This window comes from Enterobacter cloacae complex sp. HYC003_NIDB, from assembly GCF_056673375.1.
Genome location: NZ_CP114220.1, coordinates 2,149,875 through 2,168,925, shown reverse-complemented (window position 1 = coordinate 2,168,925; position 19,051 = coordinate 2,149,875). Strand labels below are relative to the sequence as shown.

Below are 19,051 nucleotides of genomic sequence, written 5' to 3'. Positions count from 1 at the left end.
TGTAATATTCCCGATGGATCATTGTACCATATTTTGTACCGTCATCAGCGGCGGGCTGCGCTCTCCACCCTGCCATGCATCAGTAAATCCTTCGCGAATGGCGCAAAATAATGCGTTAAAACAGGCAGTAAAGTCATTAAACACTGACAATAAGGTGAGTCCGCAACCAGAGATAACACTTCTTTTTATAGTGTCTTCTTCGTTCATTAAAATTCACTATTTATTAACTATTCTTGTCTTCGCTGCGCTTACTCGGGGTAATACAAAAGGCTGATATTTATCAATCGCAACTATAATTCCTGAGGTAAAAGTCACAAAACATACACGCAAATGACGCGCTTTTGCCGTTTGAAACGATATCTCACAGACCCAACAAACAATGAAATTTAAGTTAGCGTAATTAATAATAGCGTCGTTTATTTTGTATTTTTTGAATTCCTTACATTCCCACCTATTGCACAAGTGAAATTAAGGCTCTATTATTAGGACAACAAACCCACCCCCATTATAAGTTTGAGATTACTACAATGAGCGAAGCACTTAAAATTCTGAACAACATCCGTACTCTTCGTGCGCAGGCAAGAGAATGTACCCTTGAGACGCTTGAAGAAATGCTCGAAAAATTAGAAGTTGTAGTTAACGAACGTCGTGAAGAAGAAAGCGCTGCTGCGGCTGAAATCGAAGAACGTACACGTAAACTGCAACAGTATCGTGAAATGCTGATTGCCGATGGTATCGATCCAAACGAATTGCTGAACAGCATGGCTGCGGCTAAAACCGGTACCAAAGCAAAACGCGCGGCACGTCCTGCTAAATATAGCTACATCGATGAGAACGGCGAAGAGAAAACCTGGACCGGCCAGGGCCGTACTCCTGCTGTAATCAAGAAAGCAATGGACGAACAAGGTAAACAACTGGATGACTTCCTGATCAAGGATTAATCTGGAAAGATTCTGAAAAATCCCGCTTAATGCGGGATTTTTTATGCCTGTAATATTCGCCCGAACATCTCCTTACATTCTGTCATATTGTGAGGCTCCCTATTTAACGTCCTTGACAATCCCCCGCCAATTACGGAGCGACAGGCATAAAAAAACCGGTGGGCATCGCTCCACCGGTCTTGTTCACTGGGCTGTGAGTTTATTACTTAATACCCACGCTACCTTTGAGCCAGGCTTTAAATTCTTCACCCAGGCTGTTATGGCGAATACCATATTCGACGAATGCCTGCATATAACCGAGCTTATTCCCGCAGTCATGGCTCTTACCTTTCATATGGTAGGCTTCCACGGTCTCTTTCTCGATCAGCATATCGATAGCATCCGTCAGCTGGATTTCATCGCCCGCACCCGGAGGCGTTTTCGCCAGCAGAGCCCAAATTTCAGCACTCAGTACGTAACGACCAACGACAGCAAGGTTAGACGGCGCGACGTCCGCTTTAGGTTTTTCAACAACGCCAACCATCGGTACGCTTTCGCCAGGTTGCAGGTCAACGCCTTTGCAGTCAACCACGCCGTAAGCGGTTACGTCGTCGACTGGCTCAACCATAATCTGGCTGCTGCCGGTTTCGTCGAAGCGTTTAATCATTTCCGCCAGGTTTTCCTGGGAAAGATCGGACTCGTACTCATCAAGAATCACGTCAGGCAGAATAACCGCGACCGGCTCATCACCCACTACCGGGTGTGCACACAATACTGCGTGCCCCAGGCCTTTAGCCAGGCCCTGACGAACCTGCATAATGGTAACATGTGGAGGGCAAATAGACTGCACTTCCTCCAGCAGCTGGCGCTTAACGCGTTTTTCCAGCATTGCTTCGAGTTCGAAACTGGTATCGAAATGGTTTTCGATGGAGTTTTTAGATGAATGCGTCACCAGCACAATTTCGGTGATACCTGCTGCAATACATTCATTCACGACATACTGGATTAATGGCTTATCAACCAGAGGCAGCATCTCTTTTGGGATTGCCTTCGTCGCTGGCAACATCCTGGTACCCAATCCCGCCACCGGGATAACGGCCTTTCTGACTTTCGAATTAAGGGCAGCCATTGAAATTCTCCTGAACTGTTCAAGTTTTGAACTTTTATGCATTGAATAACGCGTTGAGTATACAGTCTCAGCCACTAATACGGGTCTGAAAAGAACGCGTTGCCGATCAATTAAGACAAATACGCATGAAACTTGCAGCGATAGTAGCACTGCCAGCAAAAACACAGGTAAAGCAATCTGAAAAATAAAATCTGACTGCTTACTCCGTGGACAACATTAAGCGTAACCGCCCTCCGGCACCCCAAATTTGGCACTGCCAGGAGGTGCAGCGATGGCTAATTTGATTAAGGTAAGTATTTCCCAGCGTACCCAACGGCACGCCGTTACTCACCTGAATATGGTGTTCGCCAGTATTCAGTGTGGCATTTAAACCCGCAGAGACCAGAATAAGGTTATTCAACCCGCTGTGATAATAGCCAACCAGAAGCGGGAACTGCCCCGGCAAATTGGCCTGGCGAAAAAGTTGGTTGACCTGTTTTAGTAAACTGCCTAACTCAGGAAGTCGTTGCCCCTGATGGGATAATTGTTCCTGTAGCAATCCATTAAACAGCGCACGGAGTAATAAGGCCGCCAGAACGCCGTTATCTCCCGCCCGGGTAACATCCAGGCAATAAAAAGCGAGGTCAGAATCTGATAACGGCGCAATATCCAGCACCAGCCCAGGCTGGTCAGCCGCTACCAGCTGGCGATAATTTACTCTGCAATGAGAGATATTTTGCTGAACCGGCGGCTGAAGTTCCTGAAGCAGCTTCGCGGCCGCGAGCGGATTACTGACTAAAGCATCCCAGTCCTGGAAAAGACGTTCTTCTTCTTCCACCCGGGAATTAAACATATTGGGATACAGGCAGGCCAACACCGTTTCACGCAGACGGTTCAAATCTTTAACCGGTTTGAGCAGAATATCCTGCACACCTAAACGCAACGCCTTAGCAATATCCGCCATATTTTCGGTGGCCGAGATCACCAGTATCGGTGTCTGATAACCTTCATTACGCAGGTTTTCCACCAGCATTAATCCGTCCATGCGCGGCATCTCAAGGTCGCAGATCATCAGATCAGGCGCCATGCTGGCCATTTTTTCCAGTGCCTCGACGCCATCTTCGGCAAGGGACGTGGTTGCACCCAGTGAGGATAACCACGAATCCAGTAGCGATCGGAAAACGGGCTCGTCTTCAACTATCAAAATATGTTTTCCGGCCAATGGCTGTGTCATGGTTCCTCCCCTGGCTGACAGTTACTCAATAGTGGCATGCTATTGGTACTATCGCCTTTCAGATTTTGCTGAAGTAATCAAAAAAGTGCTCAACGTGCTGTACGCACAAAAGGCAACAGTTCATCTATTTTCTTTTCGACGGCTAACGAGCCCGCTGCTATGGCGGCCTCAGCCCGGTGGAAATCAAGGGTAGAGATTTGTGGACAATAGGGTTGAATAAGAATATCCGGAGGATCGCCAGCCATACGGTTTCGCTTCAGGCGATTCTCAAGGATTTGAATAGAGGTCGTCATGATTTCAATGGCGTTCGGCGCGGTCACCGCGCGACGGGCGGTCAGGCGCCCTATTCTGCCGCGTAATCGCGCATGCCAGGCAAGTTTCTCTTCTTCCGCGTCATCGCTCTGAAGATTAACCGGCATCAAATCTTGCTGCATAAGGTGTGCGTCGTGCTGTAAATCCACGGCAATAACGATATCCGCCCCCATGGCGCGGGTCAGAGAGATGGGTACAGGATTCACTACGCCCCCATCAACGAGCCAGTAGCCGTTGTGAGGCACAGGCGCCATTAACCCCGGCATGCTACAGGATGCGCGAACGGCGAGATGAATATCCCCTTCAGTGAGCCATAACTCCCTGCCCGTACTGAGGTTGGTTGCAACGGCACCGAAAGGCATTTGGCAGTGGCTGAAGTCAGCGAGGGGCATTATCTTACGAAACTGATTGAACACGCGTTCGCCGCGCAGCAGGCCGCCACGCTGCCAGGAGAGATCCATCAGGCGCAGCACATCCCAGTATCTGAAGGAGCGCACCCAGCTTTCAAGCTCCGGGAGCTTACCGCAGGCGTACGCGGATCCGACCAGCGACCCGATAGAACATCCTGCGACAATATCAACGTCAATCCCCATCTGGTTTAAGGTATTGATAACGCCAATATGTGACCAACCCCGGGCTGCACCTGAGCCCAACGCCAGTCCAATTTTTACCTTTCTCATTAGCCCTGTTTTACTTCCCCTGGATTCCCGACATAGCGTCAACGCACCTGCTCAGTTAACATATTGCTACCTTAAGCGTTTAACGCCTTATTTTTTGTTCCAGGAAGAGAATCGTGTCTCAACTCTGCCCCTGTGGTAGCGCTCTGGAGTATAGCCTATGTTGCCAGCGATATCTTTCTGGCGAGCAGGTTGCACCAGAGCCGTCACACCTTATGCGCTCGCGGTATACTGCTTTTGTGATCAAAAACGCAGACTACCTGATTAAAACCTGGCATCCGTCCTGCCATGCTGCCGATTTTCGCCAAGAGATTGAAGCCGGATTTGCCAACACCGTCTGGCTGGGCCTCACCGTCTTTGAAGCCGCTCCCGGCCGCGATGCCAACGAGGGCTATGTCAGTTTTGTCGCCCGCTTTAGCGAACAAAACAAACCCGGCGCCATCATTGAGCGCTCACGGTTCTTAAAGGACAGCGGGCAATGGTATTATATTGACGGCACACGTCCGCAATTCGGTCGTAACGATCCCTGCCCCTGTGGTTCAGGAAAAAAATTTAAAAAGTGTTGCGGCAGTAATGCCTGACAACTCAGACTTCGCAAATACATAAACAGGATTTCCCGGCGATGCAATCATTACAACGTAAAGTTCTGCGCACTATCTGTCCCGATCAAAAAGGGCTGATCGCACGAATTACCAACATTTGCTACAAGCATGAACTGAATATCGTGCAGAACAACGAGTTCGTTGACCACCGTACCGGTCGCTTCTTTATGCGTACCGAACTGGAAGGCATTTTCAACGACACAACCCTGCTTGCCGATCTGGACAGCGCCCTGCCGGAAGGCTCGGTGCGCGAGCTGAACCCGGCGGGCCGTCGCCGCATTGTCATTCTGGTCACCAAAGAGGCGCACTGCCTGGGCGATCTGCTGATGAAAGCCAACTACGGTGGCCTGGACGTAGAAATTGCCGCCGTCATTGGCAACCACGAAACGCTGCGTACGCTGGTAGAACGTTTCGACATTCCGTTTGAACTGGTCAGTCACGAAGGCCATACCCGTGAAGAGCACGACAACCTGATGGCAGCTGCGATTGAAGCGCATAACCCGGACTACGTGGTGCTGGCGAAATATATGCGCGTGCTGACGCCATCCTTTGTGGCACGCTTCCCGAACAAAATTATCAACATCCACCACTCCTTCTTGCCAGCCTTTATTGGCGCGCGTCCTTATCACCAGGCATACGAGCGTGGGGTGAAGATCATTGGCGCAACCGCGCACTACGTGAATGACAATCTGGACGAAGGTCCAATCATCATGCAGGACGTGATCCACGTGGATCACACCTATACGGCAGAAGATATGATGCGTGCTGGCCGTGACGTTGAGAAGAACGTACTGAGCCGTGCGCTGTATCAGGTACTTGCTCAGCGCGTCTTTGTGTACGGCAACAGAACGATTATTCTTTAATCCCTCGGAAAATGAATTGATTAGCTTTACGCCTTTACGGATAAAAAGCAGGCAAACAGCTTCATTTTCCTAAAGGAATGCTTTACAGGGGCGTCTCATTTGATATGATGCGCCCCGCTTCCAACAGGAAGCAGGCCAGTTAAAAGTATTACCCCGTGGTGGGGTTCCCGAGCGGCCAAAGGGAGCAGACTGTAAATCTGCCGTCATCGACTTCGAAGGTTCGAATCCTTCCCCCACCACCATCTCCAGCTTTACCTCAAAATATGAATTACCCCTGGTGGGGTTCCCGAGCGGCCAAAGGGAGCAGACTGTAAATCTGCCGTCATCGACTTCGAAGGTTCGAATCCTTCCCCCACCACCATCACTTCCAGATTCTTAAGCACTCACTCAAGCACAATGCTCCATATTTCTCGATGCCGGGAGTAATCCTTCCCTGCCTGTTTTCCCCGGTGGCGCTTCGCTTACCGGGGCTACGAATAGGGTCTGTAGGCCGGGTAAGGCGCAGCCGCCACCCGGCATCCGCACGCCCCCCTGGATCGGGGACAAAAAAAACCCCGCAAATGCGGGGTTGTATTAATACAGCGAATCAGCGACGAGCACGCACAACCTGATATTTACGCGTCAGGTACTCCACCGGCGCACTCCAGATGTGCACCAGGCGAGAGAACGGGAACAGCACAAACAGGGTCATACCCAGCACCAGGTGAACGCGGAAGATAAACGCCACGCCGTCCAGATGCTCAGAAGCGCCCCCGCGGAAGGTCACGACAGACTGCGCCCATCCAACCAGCTTCATCATCTCGCTGCCGTCCATATGCTGCGCAGAGAATGGAATGGTCAGCAGACCAAGCGCACACTGCACCATCAGCAGGGAGAGGATCAGGATGTCCGCTCCGGTCGTGGTAGCCCGCACGCGTGGGCTGAACAGACGTCGTTTCAGCAGCAGCAGACCACCCACCAGGGTCATCACGCCACAGGCGCCGCCGGCAATCATCGCCATCTTCTGCTTCACGTCAATCGGCAGCCACGCTTCGTACATCCAGTGCGGGGTCAGCATCCCCAGGAAGTGGCCGGCGAAAATTCCCAAAATCCCGATGTGGAACAGGTTTGACGCCAGGTTCATCCCTTTACGATCCAGCATCTGGCTGGAGGCAGCACGCCAGGTGTACTGGCCATAGTCATAACGCAGCCAGCTTCCCACCAGGAACACGGTGCCCGCGATATACGGGTAAATGTCAAAGAAGAACATATTCAGGAAGTGCATTAGTGCTGTCCTCCGTTAGAGATATTCAAATATTGCGGAGCCACCGCTCCGGCAAAACGACGCTGATGCGCGGAGATTTCAGATTCGCCACAGCTCTGGTCAGCAAAGAATTTCACCTGCTCTTCTTCCCAGACGGCATCCAGTGCTTGTGGGGTATCGTCACGGGCTTCATCCGCAATTTTTTCCGCCACTTTTTGACTGTCAACCGAGGCGTTAGCCAGTTTCACCAGCAGATCGAACAGGACTGCATAGCTGCTCTCACGTTGCTGGAGACGCGCGCCGAGCAACGCCAGAATGGGAGCAATGTCCTGCAACCCGCCCAGCGCTTCCTCTTTCGGCAACTGTGCCAGATATTCCAGATACAGCGGCAGGTGATCCGGCAGCTCGCGGCTGTCGAGTTGCAAACCGTGCTGCTCGTACTGGGCCATCAGATCCACCATCGCCTGACCACGGTCGCGGGATTCACCGTGAACGTGTTCGAACAGCAGCAGAGACGTGGCACGGCCCCGGTCAAACAGCTGGCTGTAGTCCGCCTGCGCATCAAGAAGATCGCGTGCCAGCAGATCGCGGAGGAAAACGCCCAGCTTCTGGGCATCCTCTTTATCCAGGTTTTCAGATGACGCGAGTGCATCAAAGAGTTCCTGTTGATGCTGCACAAGCGCAGCATCAGGGTACTCGAGCAGACGCGAAACAATGACGAGTTCAATCATTGGTGCGGCTCCGTTTTGCTGGTCACATCCATCGCGTCAATGCGGCGGCTGTTGAACAGGTTGAATTTGCTGTCTGACCCGTGGCAACCGTCGCCAAAGGTAAAGCCACACCCACTTTTCTCCGGGAAGGCCTCGCGAGCCAGTTCACGGTGGCTGCTCGGCACCACGAAACGATCTTCGTAGTTAGCGATTGCCAGATAGCGGTACATCTCCTGCGCCTGCGCCTCGGTCAGGCCGACCTCCTCCAGCGCGCGGGTATCGTTAACGCCGTCAACGGTTTCCGCACGTTTGAAGTGACGCATCGCCAGCATACGTTTCAGCGCCAGCAGTACCGGCTGGGTATCCCCTGCGGTGAGCAGGTTGGCCAGATACTGAACCGGGATACGCAGGCTTTCCACGTCCGGCAGAATGCCGTTGCTGCCCAGTTCACCCGCGTCCGCCGCAGACTGAATCGGAGACAGCGGCGGCACGTACCAGACCATCGGCAGCGTGCGGTATTCCGGGTGCAGCGGCAGGGCCAGCTTCCAGTCCATCGCCATTTTGTACACCGGGGACTGCTGTGCGGCGTCAATCACGCTCTGCGGAATACCGTCTTTCAGCGCCTGCTCAATAACCTTCGGATCGTTTGGATCGAGGAAGACGTCCAGCTGACGCTGATACAGATCTTTCTCGTTCTCGGTGCTTGCGGCATTTTCAATCGCGTCCGCGTCGTACAGCAGCACGCCGAGGTAGCGGATACGACCTACGCAGCTTTCTGAGCAGACTGTCGGCATACCGGCTTCGATACGCGGGTAGCAGAAGATGCACTTCTCAGACTTACCGCTCTTCCAGTTGAAGTAGATTTTTTTGTACGGGCAGCCGGTGATGCACATACGCCAGCCGCGGCACTTGTCCTGGTCGATCAGCACAATGCCATCTTCTTCACGCTTGTAGATGGCGCCGCTTGGGCAGGTCGCCACGCACGCCGGGTTAAGGCAGTGTTCGCACAGGCGCGGCAGGTACATCATGAAGGTGTTTTCGAACTGGCCGTACATCGCCTTCTGCATGTTCTCGAAGTTCTGGTCTTTGGCGCGTTTTTCGAACTCGCCGCCCAGAATCTCTTCCCAGTTTGGACCGCTGGTAATTTTGTCCATGCGCTGGCCGGTGATCAGCGAGCGAGGACGGGCGATCGGCTGGTGTTTGCTTTCCGGCGCGTTGTGCAGGTTCTGGTAGTCGTAATCAAACGGCTCGTAGTAATCATCAATGCCCGGCAGATGCGGGTTAGCGAAGATTTTTCCCAGCAACATGGCACGGTTACCCATGCGCGGTTGCAGTTTGCCGTTGATTTTACGGATCCAGCCGCCCTTCCACTTCTCCTGGTTTTCCCAGTCGGTCGGGAAGCCGGTGCCCGGCTTACTTTCCACGTTGTTGAACCAGGCGTACTCCATACCTTCACGGCTGGTCCAGACGTTTTTACAGGTGACTGAGCAGGTATGACAGCCGATGCATTTATCCAGATTCAGCACCATGCCGACTTGTGAACGAATTTTCATTTTACGCTCTCCTGTACCTGGTCATTACCTTCGCCATCTAACCAGTTAATATTCTTCATCTTACGTACCACCACGAACTCATCGCGGTTCGATCCTACGGTGCCGTAGTAGTTAAAGCCGTAGGCCAGCTGGGCATAACCACCGATCATGTGGGTCGGCTTCGGCGTAATACGGGTCACGGAGTTGTGAATACCGCCGCGCTGCTCGGTGATCTCAGACCCCGGCAGGTTAACGATACGTTCCTGCGCGTGGTACATCATGGTCATCCCGGCCGGTACACGCTGGCTCACCACCGCACGTGCCGTCAGGGCGCCGTTGCTGTTGAACACTTCGATCCAGTCGTTATCTTCGATACCCAGATCTTTGGCGTCCGCTTCGCTCATCCAGACGATTGGCCCCCCGCGCGACAGGGTCAGCATCAGCAGGTTGTCGCTGTAGGTGGAGTGGATACCCCACTTCTGGTGCGGCGTCAGGAAGTTCAACGCCTTCTCAGGGTTACCGTTCGATTTCGCGCCCATCACCGCTTTCACGGAGCGGGTGTCGATTGGCGGACGGTAAACCAGCAGGCTTTCACCGAAGTCACGCATCCACTGGTGATCCTGATACAGAGACTGACGGCCAGAAAGCGTGCGCCATGGGATCAGCTCGTGAACGTTGGTGTATCCGGCGTTATAGGACACATGTTCATCTTCGAGGCCAGACCAGGTCGGGCTGGAGATAATCTTGCGCGGCTGGGCCTGAATATCGCGGAAGCGGATTTTCTCTTCCTCTTTATTCTTCGCCAGGTGCGTGTGATCACGACCGGTAAACTCGCTCAGGGCCGCCCAGGCTTTCACCGCCACGTGGCCGTTGGTTTCCGGGGCCAGGGTCAGGATCATCTCTGCCGCATCAATTGCCGTGTTCAGCATCGGCTGGCCTTTCGCCGGGCCGTCTGCTTTGGTGTAATTGAGCTTGCGCAGCAGGTCCATTTCGCTCTGGGTGTTCCAGGCGATGCCTTTACCGCCGTTACCGATCTTCTCCATCAGCGGGCCGATAGAGGTAAAGCGCTCGTAGGTTGCCGGGTAATCACGTTCAACCGGAATAATGTGCGGCGCGGTTACGCCCGGGATCAGGTCGCACTCGCCTTTTTTCCAGTCCTTCACGTCCAGCGGCTGCGCCAGTTCGGCAGCGGAGTCATGCTGGATTGGCAGCGTCACCACGTCGGTCTCTTTGCCCAGGTGCCCTACACAGACTTCAGAGAATTTCTTCGCGATGTCTTTGTAAATTTCCCAGTCGCTTTTTGATTCCCACGCCGGGTCAACGGCCGCCGACAGCGGATGAATAAACGGATGCATATCCGACGTATTCATGTCGTCTTTTTCGTACCAGGTGGCAGTAGGTAGCACGATGTCGGAGTACAGGCAGGTACTGGACAGACGGAAGTCCAGCGTCACCACCAGATCCAACTTGCCGTCGAGACCGTTGTCTTTCCACTCCACTTCTTCCGGCTTCACGCCGCCCTGCTTGCCGAGATCTTTACCCTGAATACCGTTTTCGGTACCGAGCAGGTATTTCAGCATGTACTCGTGACCTTTACCGGACGAACCCAGCAGGTTAGAGCGCCAGATGAACAGGTTACGCGGATGGTTTTTACCGTTCTCCGGCTGTTCTGCCGCGAAGCGGATTGAGCCGTCTTTGAGGGATTTAACGGTGTAGTCCACCGGTGACATGCCCGCTTTCTTCGCCGCTTCCGCAATACGCAGCGGGTTCGTACCCAGCTGCGGCGCAGACGGCAGCCAGCCCATACGCTCAGCGCGGACGTTGAAGTCAATCAGGTGGCCGCTGTAGCGGGATTTATCCGCCATCGGCGACAGCAGTTCCTGGGCGGTAACCGTCTCGTAGCGCCACTGGCTGGAGTGGTTATAGAAGTAGGAGGTGCTGTTCATGTGACGAGCCGGACGCTGCCAGTCAAGGGCAAACGCCAGCGGTTGCCAGCCGGTCTGCGGACGCAGTTTTTCCTGGCCCACGTAGTGCGCCCAGCCACCGCCGCTCTGCCCGACGCAGCCGCAGAAGATCAGCATGTTGATCAGGCCGCGATAGTTCATATCGAGGTGATACCAGTGGTTCAGACCGGCACCGACGATGATCATGGAGCGACCGTGGGTTTTGTCGGCGTTTTCCGCAAATTCGCGGGCGATACGGGTGATCTGGGCGCGTGGCACACCGGTGATCTGCTCCGCCCAGGCTGGGGTATAAGCCTTCACGTCATCATAGCTGGTCGCGCAGTTTTCGTCGTTCAGGCCGCGCTCCAGGCCGTAGTTCGCCATGGTCAGATCGTAGACGGTAGTGACCAGAGCAGTAGAACCGTCCGCCAGTTGCAGGCGCTTCACCGGCAGCTTGTGCATCAGAACGTTTTGCAACTCAACCTTGTTGAAGTGCTCGGAACCTTCACCACCAAAGTACGGGAAGCCGACATCGGCGATCTCATCCTGGCTGCCCAGCATGCTGAGACGCAGCTCCGTCTCTTCACCCGTGGTGCCGTTACGCTGCTCCAGGTTCCATTTGCCTTTTTCGCCCCAGCGGAAGCCGATAGAACCGTTTGGCGCCACCAGCTCGCCGTTGCTGTTGCAGGCGACCGTTTTCCACTCCGGGTTGTTTTCCTGACCCAGCGCGTCCACCAGATCCGCGGCACGCAGCATACGGCCTGCGGCGTAATAGCCGTCACGCTCTTCGAGCATCACCAGCATTGGCATGTCGGTGTAGCGACGCACGTAATCGGTGAAATACTGGCTTGGCTTGTCGAGGTGGAATTCACGCAGCATGACGTGGCCCATCGCCAGCGCCATTGCGGCATCGGTACCCTGTTTCGGCGCCAGCCACAGGTCGCACAGTTTGGCGATTTCGGCGTAGTCCGGGGTCACGGCGACGGTTTTGGTCCCTTTGTAACGTACTTCGGTAAAGAAGTGCGCATCCGGGGTACGGGTCTGCGGAACGTTAGAGCCCCAGGCGATGATGTAGCTGGAGTTATACCAGTCGGCGGACTCCGGCACGTCGGTCTGCTCACCCCAGGTCTGTGGTGACGCTGGCGGCAGGTCGCAGTACCAGTCGTAGAAGCTCAGGCAGGTACCACCGATGAGTGACAGGTAGCGCGCGCCGGAGGCGTAAGAGACCATCGACATCGCCGGGATTGGCGAGAAGCCTGCCACACGGTCAGGACCGTAGGTTTTCACGGTGTAGACGTTGGAAGCCGCAATCAGCTCGTTCACCTCTTTCCAGGAAGAGCGAACGAAACCACCGCGACCACGCGCCTGCTTGAAGCTTTTCGCTTTGTCGGCATCTTCAATGATGGAGGCCCAGGCATCAACCGGATCGCTGTGCTGCACTTTCGCTTCACGCCACATTTTCATCAGGCGTTTACGCATCAGCGGGTATTTCAGACGGTTGGCGCTGTAGAGATACCAGGAGTAGCTGGCCCCACGCGGGCAGCCGCGCGGCTCGTGGTTCGGCATATCCGGACGGGTACGCGGATAATCGGTCTGCTGCATTTCCCAGGTCACCAGACCGTTTTTAACGAAAATCTTCCAGCTACATGAGCCAGTGCAGTTTACGCCGTGGGTAGAACGGACAACTTTGTCATGCTGCCAGCGTTGACGGTAACCGTCTTCCCAGTCCCGGTTGGTATCCAGAACCTGGCCGTGCCCATCGGCAAAAGTTTCACCCTTCTGTTTGAAGTAGCGAAACCGGTCCAAAAATTTGCTCATCGGGTATCTCCTGTGTGGAGCCTGTGGCTCTCTAAATCGACATTGCTGATTTGCAGCGAAGGTAACGCTATGAAAGATGGTGAGAATTGATAACGATCAAGACGAAGGGGGACTCTGAGGGGGGGTATTAGATCAAATACCACCAAAGCGGTAGCCGTTAATATTTTTTAACCTTATGATTTATATAGATATATTTTATTTATCGTACAATAAGCGAGGCAAAATTTAACATCTTAGGTATTAAGGGGTAGAAACACCTGTAAAGCGATGGCGATCACAGCGTTACCTGCGTATGACCACAGGAAAAGCTATTAGTATGTTGTAACTATTTAGCGATTAAAAAAAGCGCGGCACTCAGGCCGCGCAAACGGATAATCAAGCTTACTTGTTTTTCTTGGTATTACGGCCATATACCAGCCAGGTGATGACCACGCAGGCGATATAGAAGACGAGGAATATTTTCATCGCACCCGCCGGAGAGCCGGTCAGATCCAGTGAGATACCGAACGCTTTTGGAATAAAGAAGCCGCCAATCGCGCCAATCGCAGAGATAAACCCAAGCGCCGCAGCGGTATCGGTGGCGGCTTCACGCATTGCCTGCTCATCGCTCCCGCCCTGCGCTTTCACGCGGTCCATGGTCAGCTTGCGAAAGATGACAGAGATCATCTGGAAAGTAGACGCACTGCCCAGCCCGGCGGTCAGGAACAGCACCATGAATACGCCGAAGAAGGCAAAGAAGTTACCCCCCTCACCACCCGCAGGCAGCGTCAGGAACAGCAGCGCACAGAAGATGGCCATCACAACAAAGTTCACCAGCGTAACGCGCGTTCCCCCCAGACGGTCGGAGATCATCCCGCCCAGCGAACGTGCCAGCGCGCCGATAAACGGACCGAAGAAGGCAAACTGAAGGATCTGCACGTCCGGGAACTGGGTTTTAGACAGCATGGCAAAGCCTGCGGAGAAACCGATGAACGAGCCGAAGGTCGCCAGATACAGCAGCGCCATCACCCACAGGTGGCCACGCTTCAGCACCGGCAGCTGCTCGCTCAGTGACGCTTTGGACGCGGACAGATCGTTCATGAAGAACCACGCCGCCAGGGTAAAGACCACCAGGAACGGTACCCAAATCCAGGAGGCGTTTTGCAGGAACAGCACGGAACCGTCGGGCTGCGTCACACCGCCGCCGCCAAAGGCCGCAAAGATGGAGACAGAGATCGCCAGCGGGGCAATCAGCTGCATCACGCTCACGCCCATATTACCGAGGCCGCCGTTAATGCCCAGCGCACCACCCTGCTTCGCTTTCGGGAAGAAGAAGCTGATGTTTGCCATACTGGACGCAAAGTTCGCCCCCGCAAAACCGCACAGCAGAGAGATAATCACGAATACGCTAAACGGTGTGGAGGTATCCTGCACCGCAAAACCGAGCCACACGCACGGTACGATCATGATCCCGGTACTGAAAGCCGTCCAGCGACGACCACCAAAGACCGGCACCATAAACGCGTAAGGAACGCGCAGCAGTGCGCCTGAAAGCGACGGCAACGCGGTCAACATAAACAGCTGATCGGTGGTAAAGGTAAAGCCCACTTTTGGAAGGTTAACCGCAACCGCACTAAACAACATCCAGACGCAAAACGCCAGTAACAGACATGGAACGGAAATCCACAGATTACGACTTGCTACACGATGGCCGCGCTGTTGCCAGAACGCCGGATCCTCTGGACGCCAGTCTGTAATAACGGCACCAGTTTCCCTTTCGGGAGCGGAAGAGTGACTCATAGACACCTCTGATTCTCGAATGATGCTGCAAACATTAGGGCTTTAGAGCGGCGGTAAGTTGATATAAATCAAAGGAAAAGTGGGAGGTTTTGCGGCGAAAAAAAAGCCATCACTCTTAATGAGTAGATGCAAAACGTAAAAAAGGTGTGGTTTTTCACGGTGCTGACGCATCCCTGCTTCGTCCACCCACTAACCGTTACCCCTCTGGCAATTTAGAGGTAATCCTTTATTGGTATGGGTATACTCCAGGGTATGCACCAGAATAGCGCCATTCCTGCAATCAGGTCACGTCAGGAGCCCGGCAACTCTATGTTAAAAAGATGTTTATCTCCGCTGACGCTGGTTAACCAGCTGGCGCTTATTGTTCTGCTGTCCACCGCTATCGGTGTGACCGGCATGGCTATTTCTGGCTGGCTGGTACAGGGTGTACAGGGTAACGCGCATGCCATCAACGAGGCAGGCTCGCTACGTATGCAGAGTTACCGGCTGCTGGCGTCGGTGCCGCTGACGCAGGCTGACCAACCGCTTATCGACGAAATGGAGCGTACCGCATTCAGCCCTGAACTGGAAAGAGCCGCCATCCGTGACGGTCAGCAATCTCAGCTTAAGGCGCTTCAGGGCTACTGGCATACCCAGCTGGAGCCTGGGTTAAAACGGGCGGAAGACCGGGAAACGGTCGCCCGGGACGTCGCCGGGTTTGTGTCACGCATCGATCATCTTGTCTCCTCATTCGATCGCACCACAGAGTTACGCATTGACCGTGTGGTGATGGTTCACCGCGCAATGGCGCTGTTTATGGGTTTGCTGCTGATTTTCACGGTTATCTGGCTACGCGCGCGGTTGCTTAATCCCTGGAAACAGCTCCTGGCGATGGCCCGCGCCGTCACACAGCGCGATTTTACCCAGCGCACGCACATCAGCGGGCGCAACGAAATGGCGATGCTCGGCGAGGCGCTCAACACCATGTCGGCAGAGCTATCAGAAAGCTACGCGGTACTGGAACAACGCGTCCAGGAGAAAACCGCCGGGCTTGAGCAGAAAAACGAGATCCTCTCTTTCCTCTGGCAGGCGAACCGTCGCCTGCATATGCAGGTCCCGCTTTGCGAACGTCTCTCGCCGGTACTGAACGGCCTGCAAAATCTGACTCTGCTCCGCGATCTTGAGCTTCGGGTTTACGACGTTGAGGATGAGGAAAACCATCAGGAATTTACCTGTCAGTCGGACATCTCCTGCGACGATAAAGGGTGTCATCTGTGCCCGCGCGGCTTGCCGCCACTTACCACCAGCGGCACGACCCTCAAGTGGCGGCTGATGGACAGCCATACCCAGTACGGTATTTTGCTGGCCACCCTGCCCGCCGGACGTCACCTGAGCCACGACCAGCAGCAGCTGGTCGATACGCTTGTTGAGCAGCTCACGGCCACGCTGGCGCTCGACCGCCACCAGGAGAAACAGCAGCAGCTGATCGTGATGGAGGAGCGTGCCACCATCGCCCGCGAGCTGCACGACTCCATCGCCCAGTCCCTCTCCTGCATGAAGATGCAGGTGAGCTGCCTGCAAATGCAGGACGAAGGCATGCCCGAGAGCAGCAAACAGCTGCTCAGCCAGATCCGCAACGAGCTTAACACCTCGTGGGTTCAGCTTCGCGAGCTGCTGACCACCTTCCGTTTGCAGCTCACCGAGCCGGGGCTGCGCCCTGCGCTGGAGTCCAGCTGTCAGGAGTTTAGTGCCCGGCTGGGCTTCCCGGTGAAACTGGATTACCAGTTGCCACCGCGTTTTGTTCCCTCTCACCAGGCGATCCATTTGCTGCAAATTGCCCGTGAAGCCCTGAGCAACGTGCTCAAGCATGCCGAGGCGACGGCCGTCACGGTCACCGTCAGCTGCCAGGATAATCAGGTGAAGCTCAGGGTTCAGGATAACGGCCGCGGCGTGCCGGAAAATGCCGAACGAACGAACCATTATGGTTTAATTATCATGCGAGACCGCGCGCAAAGCCTGCGCGGTGATTGCCAGGTTCGCCGGGGAGAGTCAGGTGGCACCGAAGTTGTGGTCACCTTTATACCCGAAAAGCCCCTCATAACTGCTCAAGGAGAAAACCATGACTAATCAGGAACCGGCATCTATCCTGTTGATTGACGATCATCCGATGCTGCGCACTGGCGTTAAACAGCTTGTCAGCATGGCGCCAGATATCACCGTCGTCGGGGAAGCCAGTAACGGCGAACAGGGTATTGAACTTGCCGAATCGCTCGATCCTGATTTGATCTTGCTCGATCTCAACATGCCGGGCATGAATGGCCTGGAAACCCTCGACAAGCTGCGGGAGAAATCCCTCTCTGGCCGGGTGGTGGTCTTCAGCGCCTCAAACCATGAAGAAGACGTGGTCACCGCCCTCAAGCGAGGGGCAGACGGCTATCTGCTGAAAGATATGGAGCCGGAAGATCTGCTCAAGGCGCTGCAACAGGCTGCCGCAGGCGAGATGATGCTGAGTGAAGCGTTAACGCCGGTACTGGCCGCCAGCCTGCGTGCGAACCGCGCCACGTCTGATCGTGACGTCAGCCAGTTGACCCCGCGTGAGCGTGACATTCTGAAGCTGATTGCCCAGGGGCTGCCGAACAAAATGATCGCCCGCCGTCTGGACATCACCGAGAGCACGGTCAAAGTGCATGTCAAACACATGCTGAAAAAAATGAAGTTAAAATCCCGCGTCGAAGCCGCCGTCTGGGTGCATCAGGAGCGCATTTTTTAACTTACTCATCCGGCAGCAACTTCCACCGTGGATCGTCGGCAGGCATTGCGACGAGCGGTTGCACCACGGAAAGCGTGATCTCATTGGAGGAGACACGCTGCCCATCCTTATCTTCCACCACGGCCGTAAGCCGCCATGCGTTTTTCGCCCCTTCTGAATCATCCCATACAGGCATGATCACACTCCAGCCATCGCTGCTGTTGCCGTTTGCCGGTGAGGTCAGGCTGAGCGCCTGGGTATCACCCAGCCAGTGGATCTGCCGGATACCGTGCGTGCTGCGAATTTGCAGCTTCAGCATCACCGTTTCGCCTGGCTTAAGATCCCACGGCGGCGTGGCCAGATATACCGAGAGGGTTTTGCGCTGACGGAATTCCATCACGGGCAGATTATCGCGATCGGGTGAATCATAGCGGCTCCCCCGCAGCGAGCGCGTCGCCGCCACTTCCCCGGCGGAAAGCTGTTTCGCCAGCGGCACGCCAAAACGATAGTTGAGCTTCAGCCCGAGGTTATTCTGGCTAACGCCGCTCTCCCCCTGCTTATGGGCAGCCGTCAGGGTGACCAGCGGTACGGGGGTATAGTTCAGCCCCAGGTTGACCGCAACCGGGTTGTGATACCCCGTACCGCTGTTAAACAGATCGACGTTATCGCCAAAATACTGTTCAAAGCTGACGCTGGTGTTCAGGTGGTGAAACCAGGGAAGCCAGGCTTTGGCCGTTACGTCGTACCCGCGCGCCATGCGCTGCTCGCGGATGTCGGAACGCGGCTGCCAGCCAGCGAACGGCTGGTAGTAATTGGCCGACAGGCGCAGGTTTTCACCCCACGCCTCTGCGCCCAGCCCGGCACGTTGCAGGTTGTCTTCCAGCAGGTTGTCGTAAAAAGTGTTGTAGCCCAGCAGCCAGTTTCCGGCAACCCAGCGCTGACCAGCCCCGACGTTACTCACCAGCCCGTCTGTCTGCTGCGTCAGCCCAAGCTGGCTCCAGCTCAGATAGCGGGTGTTGTCGTTCCAGGGGATAAACCAGCTTCCGCTGCTGCCGTTAAAGTTGCCGTCGTCATCCACCAGCACATTGACGTTGGCGTTTCCCCAGGGTGAAAGCCAGGATTCAATCTGCTCGTTGACTTCCCCGCTCACGGCATCCCGCACCTTGCCAAACGCGAACTGTCGCGCCTGCTGCCCGGCCGTCAGGCCGTTATCGGTCATACTGGCTTCACCGAAGGCCTTAGCCATTTCAGCCAGATGCTTTTCGCCTTCGCTGGTCGGTTGCGCCATGCCGAGATCCGGCAGACTATCGCCGTTGTGATCAAACGGATTTTGCGCCTGCTGCACGAAGGATTTCGGCGCACCATGAACGGCTCCAGCCGTAAAAAGGGGGAGTAACAGCAAAAAACGGATGCGGGACGATACAGCCTTCAACGTCGTCAATCAGAACCTGTGTTTATGAACAAACACTTATTATGTTAACGCCATAAGTCCTGAAAACCAGTCTTAAGAGAAATTTCAGGAATATCCTGAAAAGATTTGTCGGGTGGCGTCTTCGCCTTACCCGACCTACAAATTCGTACC

Annotated in this window: 15 protein-coding genes and 2 tRNA genes; 7 read left to right on the top strand and 10 right to left on the bottom strand. The window is 54.7% G+C overall.

Annotated elements, in window-relative coordinates:
- Nucleotides 1–18 precede the first annotated feature (18 nt).
- Nucleotides 19–207 (bottom strand): hypothetical protein, encoded by a 189-nt coding sequence (locus O1722_RS10170; protein WP_126498617.1) that lies wholly within the window; start codon nucleotides 205–207, stop codon nucleotides 19–21.
- Nucleotides 208–527: 320 nt separating this feature from the next.
- On the opposite strand from O1722_RS10170, the gene hns reads away from it, so the two are divergent.
- Nucleotides 528–941: a histone-like nucleoid-structuring protein H-NS gene (gene hns, locus O1722_RS10165; protein WP_003856724.1), complete on the top strand. Its 414-nt coding sequence runs from the start codon at nucleotides 528–530 to the stop codon at nucleotides 939–941.
- Nucleotides 942–1,143: 202 nt separating this feature from the next.
- Here hns and galU read toward each other — a convergent pair whose 3' ends face one another.
- The 3 genes from galU to rssA form a co-directional block, all read right to left on the bottom strand.
- Complete coding sequence (gene galU / locus O1722_RS10160) at nucleotides 1,144–2,049, bottom strand: UTP--glucose-1-phosphate uridylyltransferase GalU (protein WP_003856723.1); 906 nt, start codon at nucleotides 2,047–2,049, stop codon at nucleotides 1,144–1,146.
- Between the two features lie 199 nt (nucleotides 2,050–2,248).
- Entirely contained in the window at nucleotides 2,249–3,262 is a 1,014-nt protein-coding gene (gene rssB / locus O1722_RS10155; protein WP_003856721.1) for a two-component system response regulator RssB, read from the bottom strand.
- An 89-nt stretch (nucleotides 3,263–3,351) separates the two neighbouring features.
- Nucleotides 3,352–4,254, bottom strand: a complete 903-nt coding sequence (gene rssA, locus O1722_RS10150) for a patatin-like phospholipase RssA (RefSeq protein ID WP_032653830.1) — start codon at nucleotides 4,252–4,254, stop codon at nucleotides 3,352–3,354.
- Between the two features lie 113 nt (nucleotides 4,255–4,367).
- On the opposite strand from rssA, the gene O1722_RS10145 reads away from it, so the two are divergent.
- The 4 genes from O1722_RS10145 to O1722_RS10130 all read left to right on the top strand — a co-directional run bounded on the left by O1722_RS10145 (nucleotide 4,368) and on the right by O1722_RS10130 (nucleotide 6,077).
- Complete coding sequence (locus O1722_RS10145; protein ID WP_026094296.1) at nucleotides 4,368–4,832, top strand: YchJ family protein; 465 nt, start codon at nucleotides 4,368–4,370, stop codon at nucleotides 4,830–4,832.
- Between the two features lie 41 nt (nucleotides 4,833–4,873).
- The gene (gene purU, locus O1722_RS10140) at nucleotides 4,874–5,716 is read left to right on the top strand and encodes a formyltetrahydrofolate deformylase (protein ID WP_003856715.1); all 843 of its coding nucleotides are present in this window, start codon (nucleotides 4,874–4,876) and stop codon (nucleotides 5,714–5,716) included.
- 157 nt (nucleotides 5,717–5,873) lie between these two features.
- Nucleotides 5,874–5,958 (top strand) — tRNA-Tyr (locus O1722_RS10135).
- A 34-nt stretch (nucleotides 5,959–5,992) separates the two neighbouring features.
- A tRNA-Tyr gene (locus tag O1722_RS10130) sits at nucleotides 5,993–6,077 on the top strand.
- A gap of 225 nt (nucleotides 6,078–6,302) precedes the next feature.
- On the opposite strand, the gene narI is transcribed toward O1722_RS10130, so the two are convergent.
- From narI to O1722_RS10105, 5 genes are all read right to left on the bottom strand, one after another.
- Nucleotides 6,303–6,980 carry a respiratory nitrate reductase subunit gamma gene (narI, locus tag O1722_RS10125; protein WP_017384241.1) on the bottom strand — a complete coding sequence of 226 codons (678 nt, stop codon included), beginning with the start codon at nucleotides 6,978–6,980 and terminating at the stop codon, nucleotides 6,303–6,305.
- Nucleotides 6,980–7,690, bottom strand: coding sequence for a nitrate reductase molybdenum cofactor assembly chaperone (narJ, locus tag O1722_RS10120; protein ID WP_022651366.1), 711 nt, complete (start codon nucleotides 7,688–7,690; stop codon nucleotides 6,980–6,982). Before narJ ends, narI begins: the two co-directional genes overlap by 1 nt.
- Nucleotides 7,687–9,222 carry a nitrate reductase subunit beta gene (narH, locus tag O1722_RS10115; RefSeq protein ID WP_017384243.1) on the bottom strand — a complete coding sequence of 512 codons (1,536 nt, stop codon included), beginning with the start codon at nucleotides 9,220–9,222 and terminating at the stop codon, nucleotides 7,687–7,689. Before narH ends, narJ begins: the two co-directional genes overlap by 4 nt.
- Nucleotides 9,219–12,962: a nitrate reductase subunit alpha gene (locus tag O1722_RS10110; RefSeq protein WP_023300281.1), complete on the bottom strand. Its 3,744-nt coding sequence runs from the start codon at nucleotides 12,960–12,962 to the stop codon at nucleotides 9,219–9,221. The genes narH and O1722_RS10110 overlap by 4 nt, the downstream gene beginning before the upstream one ends.
- A gap of 381 nt (nucleotides 12,963–13,343) precedes the next feature.
- Complete coding sequence (locus tag O1722_RS10105) at nucleotides 13,344–14,741, bottom strand: NarK family nitrate/nitrite MFS transporter (protein ID WP_017693303.1); 1,398 nt, start codon at nucleotides 14,739–14,741, stop codon at nucleotides 13,344–13,346.
- A 309-nt stretch (nucleotides 14,742–15,050) separates the two neighbouring features.
- On the opposite strand from O1722_RS10105, the gene narX reads away from it, so the two are divergent.
- Nucleotides 15,051–16,847 carry a nitrate/nitrite two-component system sensor histidine kinase NarX gene (gene narX, locus O1722_RS10100; protein WP_033486844.1) on the top strand — a complete coding sequence of 599 codons (1,797 nt, stop codon included), beginning with the start codon at nucleotides 15,051–15,053 and terminating at the stop codon, nucleotides 16,845–16,847.
- Nucleotides 16,840–17,490: a two-component system response regulator NarL gene (gene narL / locus O1722_RS10095; RefSeq protein ID WP_479954567.1), complete on the top strand. Its 651-nt coding sequence runs from the start codon at nucleotides 16,840–16,842 to the stop codon at nucleotides 17,488–17,490. The genes narX and narL overlap by 8 nt, the downstream gene beginning before the upstream one ends.
- A 1-nt stretch (nucleotide 17,491) precedes the next feature.
- On the opposite strand, the gene O1722_RS10090 is transcribed toward narL, so the two are convergent.
- Nucleotides 17,492–18,910: a YchO/YchP family invasin gene (locus tag O1722_RS10090; protein WP_033486843.1), complete on the bottom strand. Its 1,419-nt coding sequence runs from the start codon at nucleotides 18,908–18,910 to the stop codon at nucleotides 17,492–17,494.
- Nucleotides 18,911–19,051: the final 141 nt, after the last annotated feature.

Coding starts and splice junctions, on each gene's coding strand:
- O1722_RS10170 (WP_126498617.1), bottom strand. CDS start 207: ATGAACGAAGAAGACACTATAAAAAGAAGTGTTATCTCTGGTTGCGGA.
- hns (WP_003856724.1), top strand. CDS start 528: ATGAGCGAAGCACTTAAAATTCTGAACAACATCCGTACTCTTCGTGCG.
- galU (WP_003856723.1), bottom strand. CDS start 2,049: ATGGCTGCCCTTAATTCGAAAGTCAGAAAGGCCGTTATCCCGGTGGCG.
- rssB (WP_003856721.1), bottom strand. CDS start 3,262: ATGACACAGCCATTGGCCGGAAAACATATTTTGATAGTTGAAGACGAG.
- rssA (WP_032653830.1), bottom strand. CDS start 4,254: ATGAGAAAGGTAAAAATTGGACTGGCGTTGGGCTCAGGTGCAGCCCGG.
- purU (WP_003856715.1), top strand. CDS start 4,874: ATGCAATCATTACAACGTAAAGTTCTGCGCACTATCTGTCCCGATCAA.
- narI (WP_017384241.1), bottom strand. CDS start 6,980: ATGCACTTCCTGAATATGTTCTTCTTTGACATTTACCCGTATATCGCG.
- narJ (WP_022651366.1), bottom strand. CDS start 7,690: ATGATTGAACTCGTCATTGTTTCGCGTCTGCTCGAGTACCCTGATGCT.
- narH (WP_017384243.1), bottom strand. CDS start 9,222: ATGAAAATTCGTTCACAAGTCGGCATGGTGCTGAATCTGGATAAATGC.
- O1722_RS10110 (WP_023300281.1), bottom strand. CDS start 12,962: ATGAGCAAATTTTTGGACCGGTTTCGCTACTTCAAACAGAAGGGTGAA.
- O1722_RS10105 (WP_017693303.1), bottom strand. CDS start 14,741: ATGAGTCACTCTTCCGCTCCCGAAAGGGAAACTGGTGCCGTTATTACA.
- narX (WP_033486844.1), top strand. CDS start 15,051: ATGTTAAAAAGATGTTTATCTCCGCTGACGCTGGTTAACCAGCTGGCG.
- narL (WP_479954567.1), top strand. CDS start 16,840: ATGACTAATCAGGAACCGGCATCTATCCTGTTGATTGACGATCATCCG.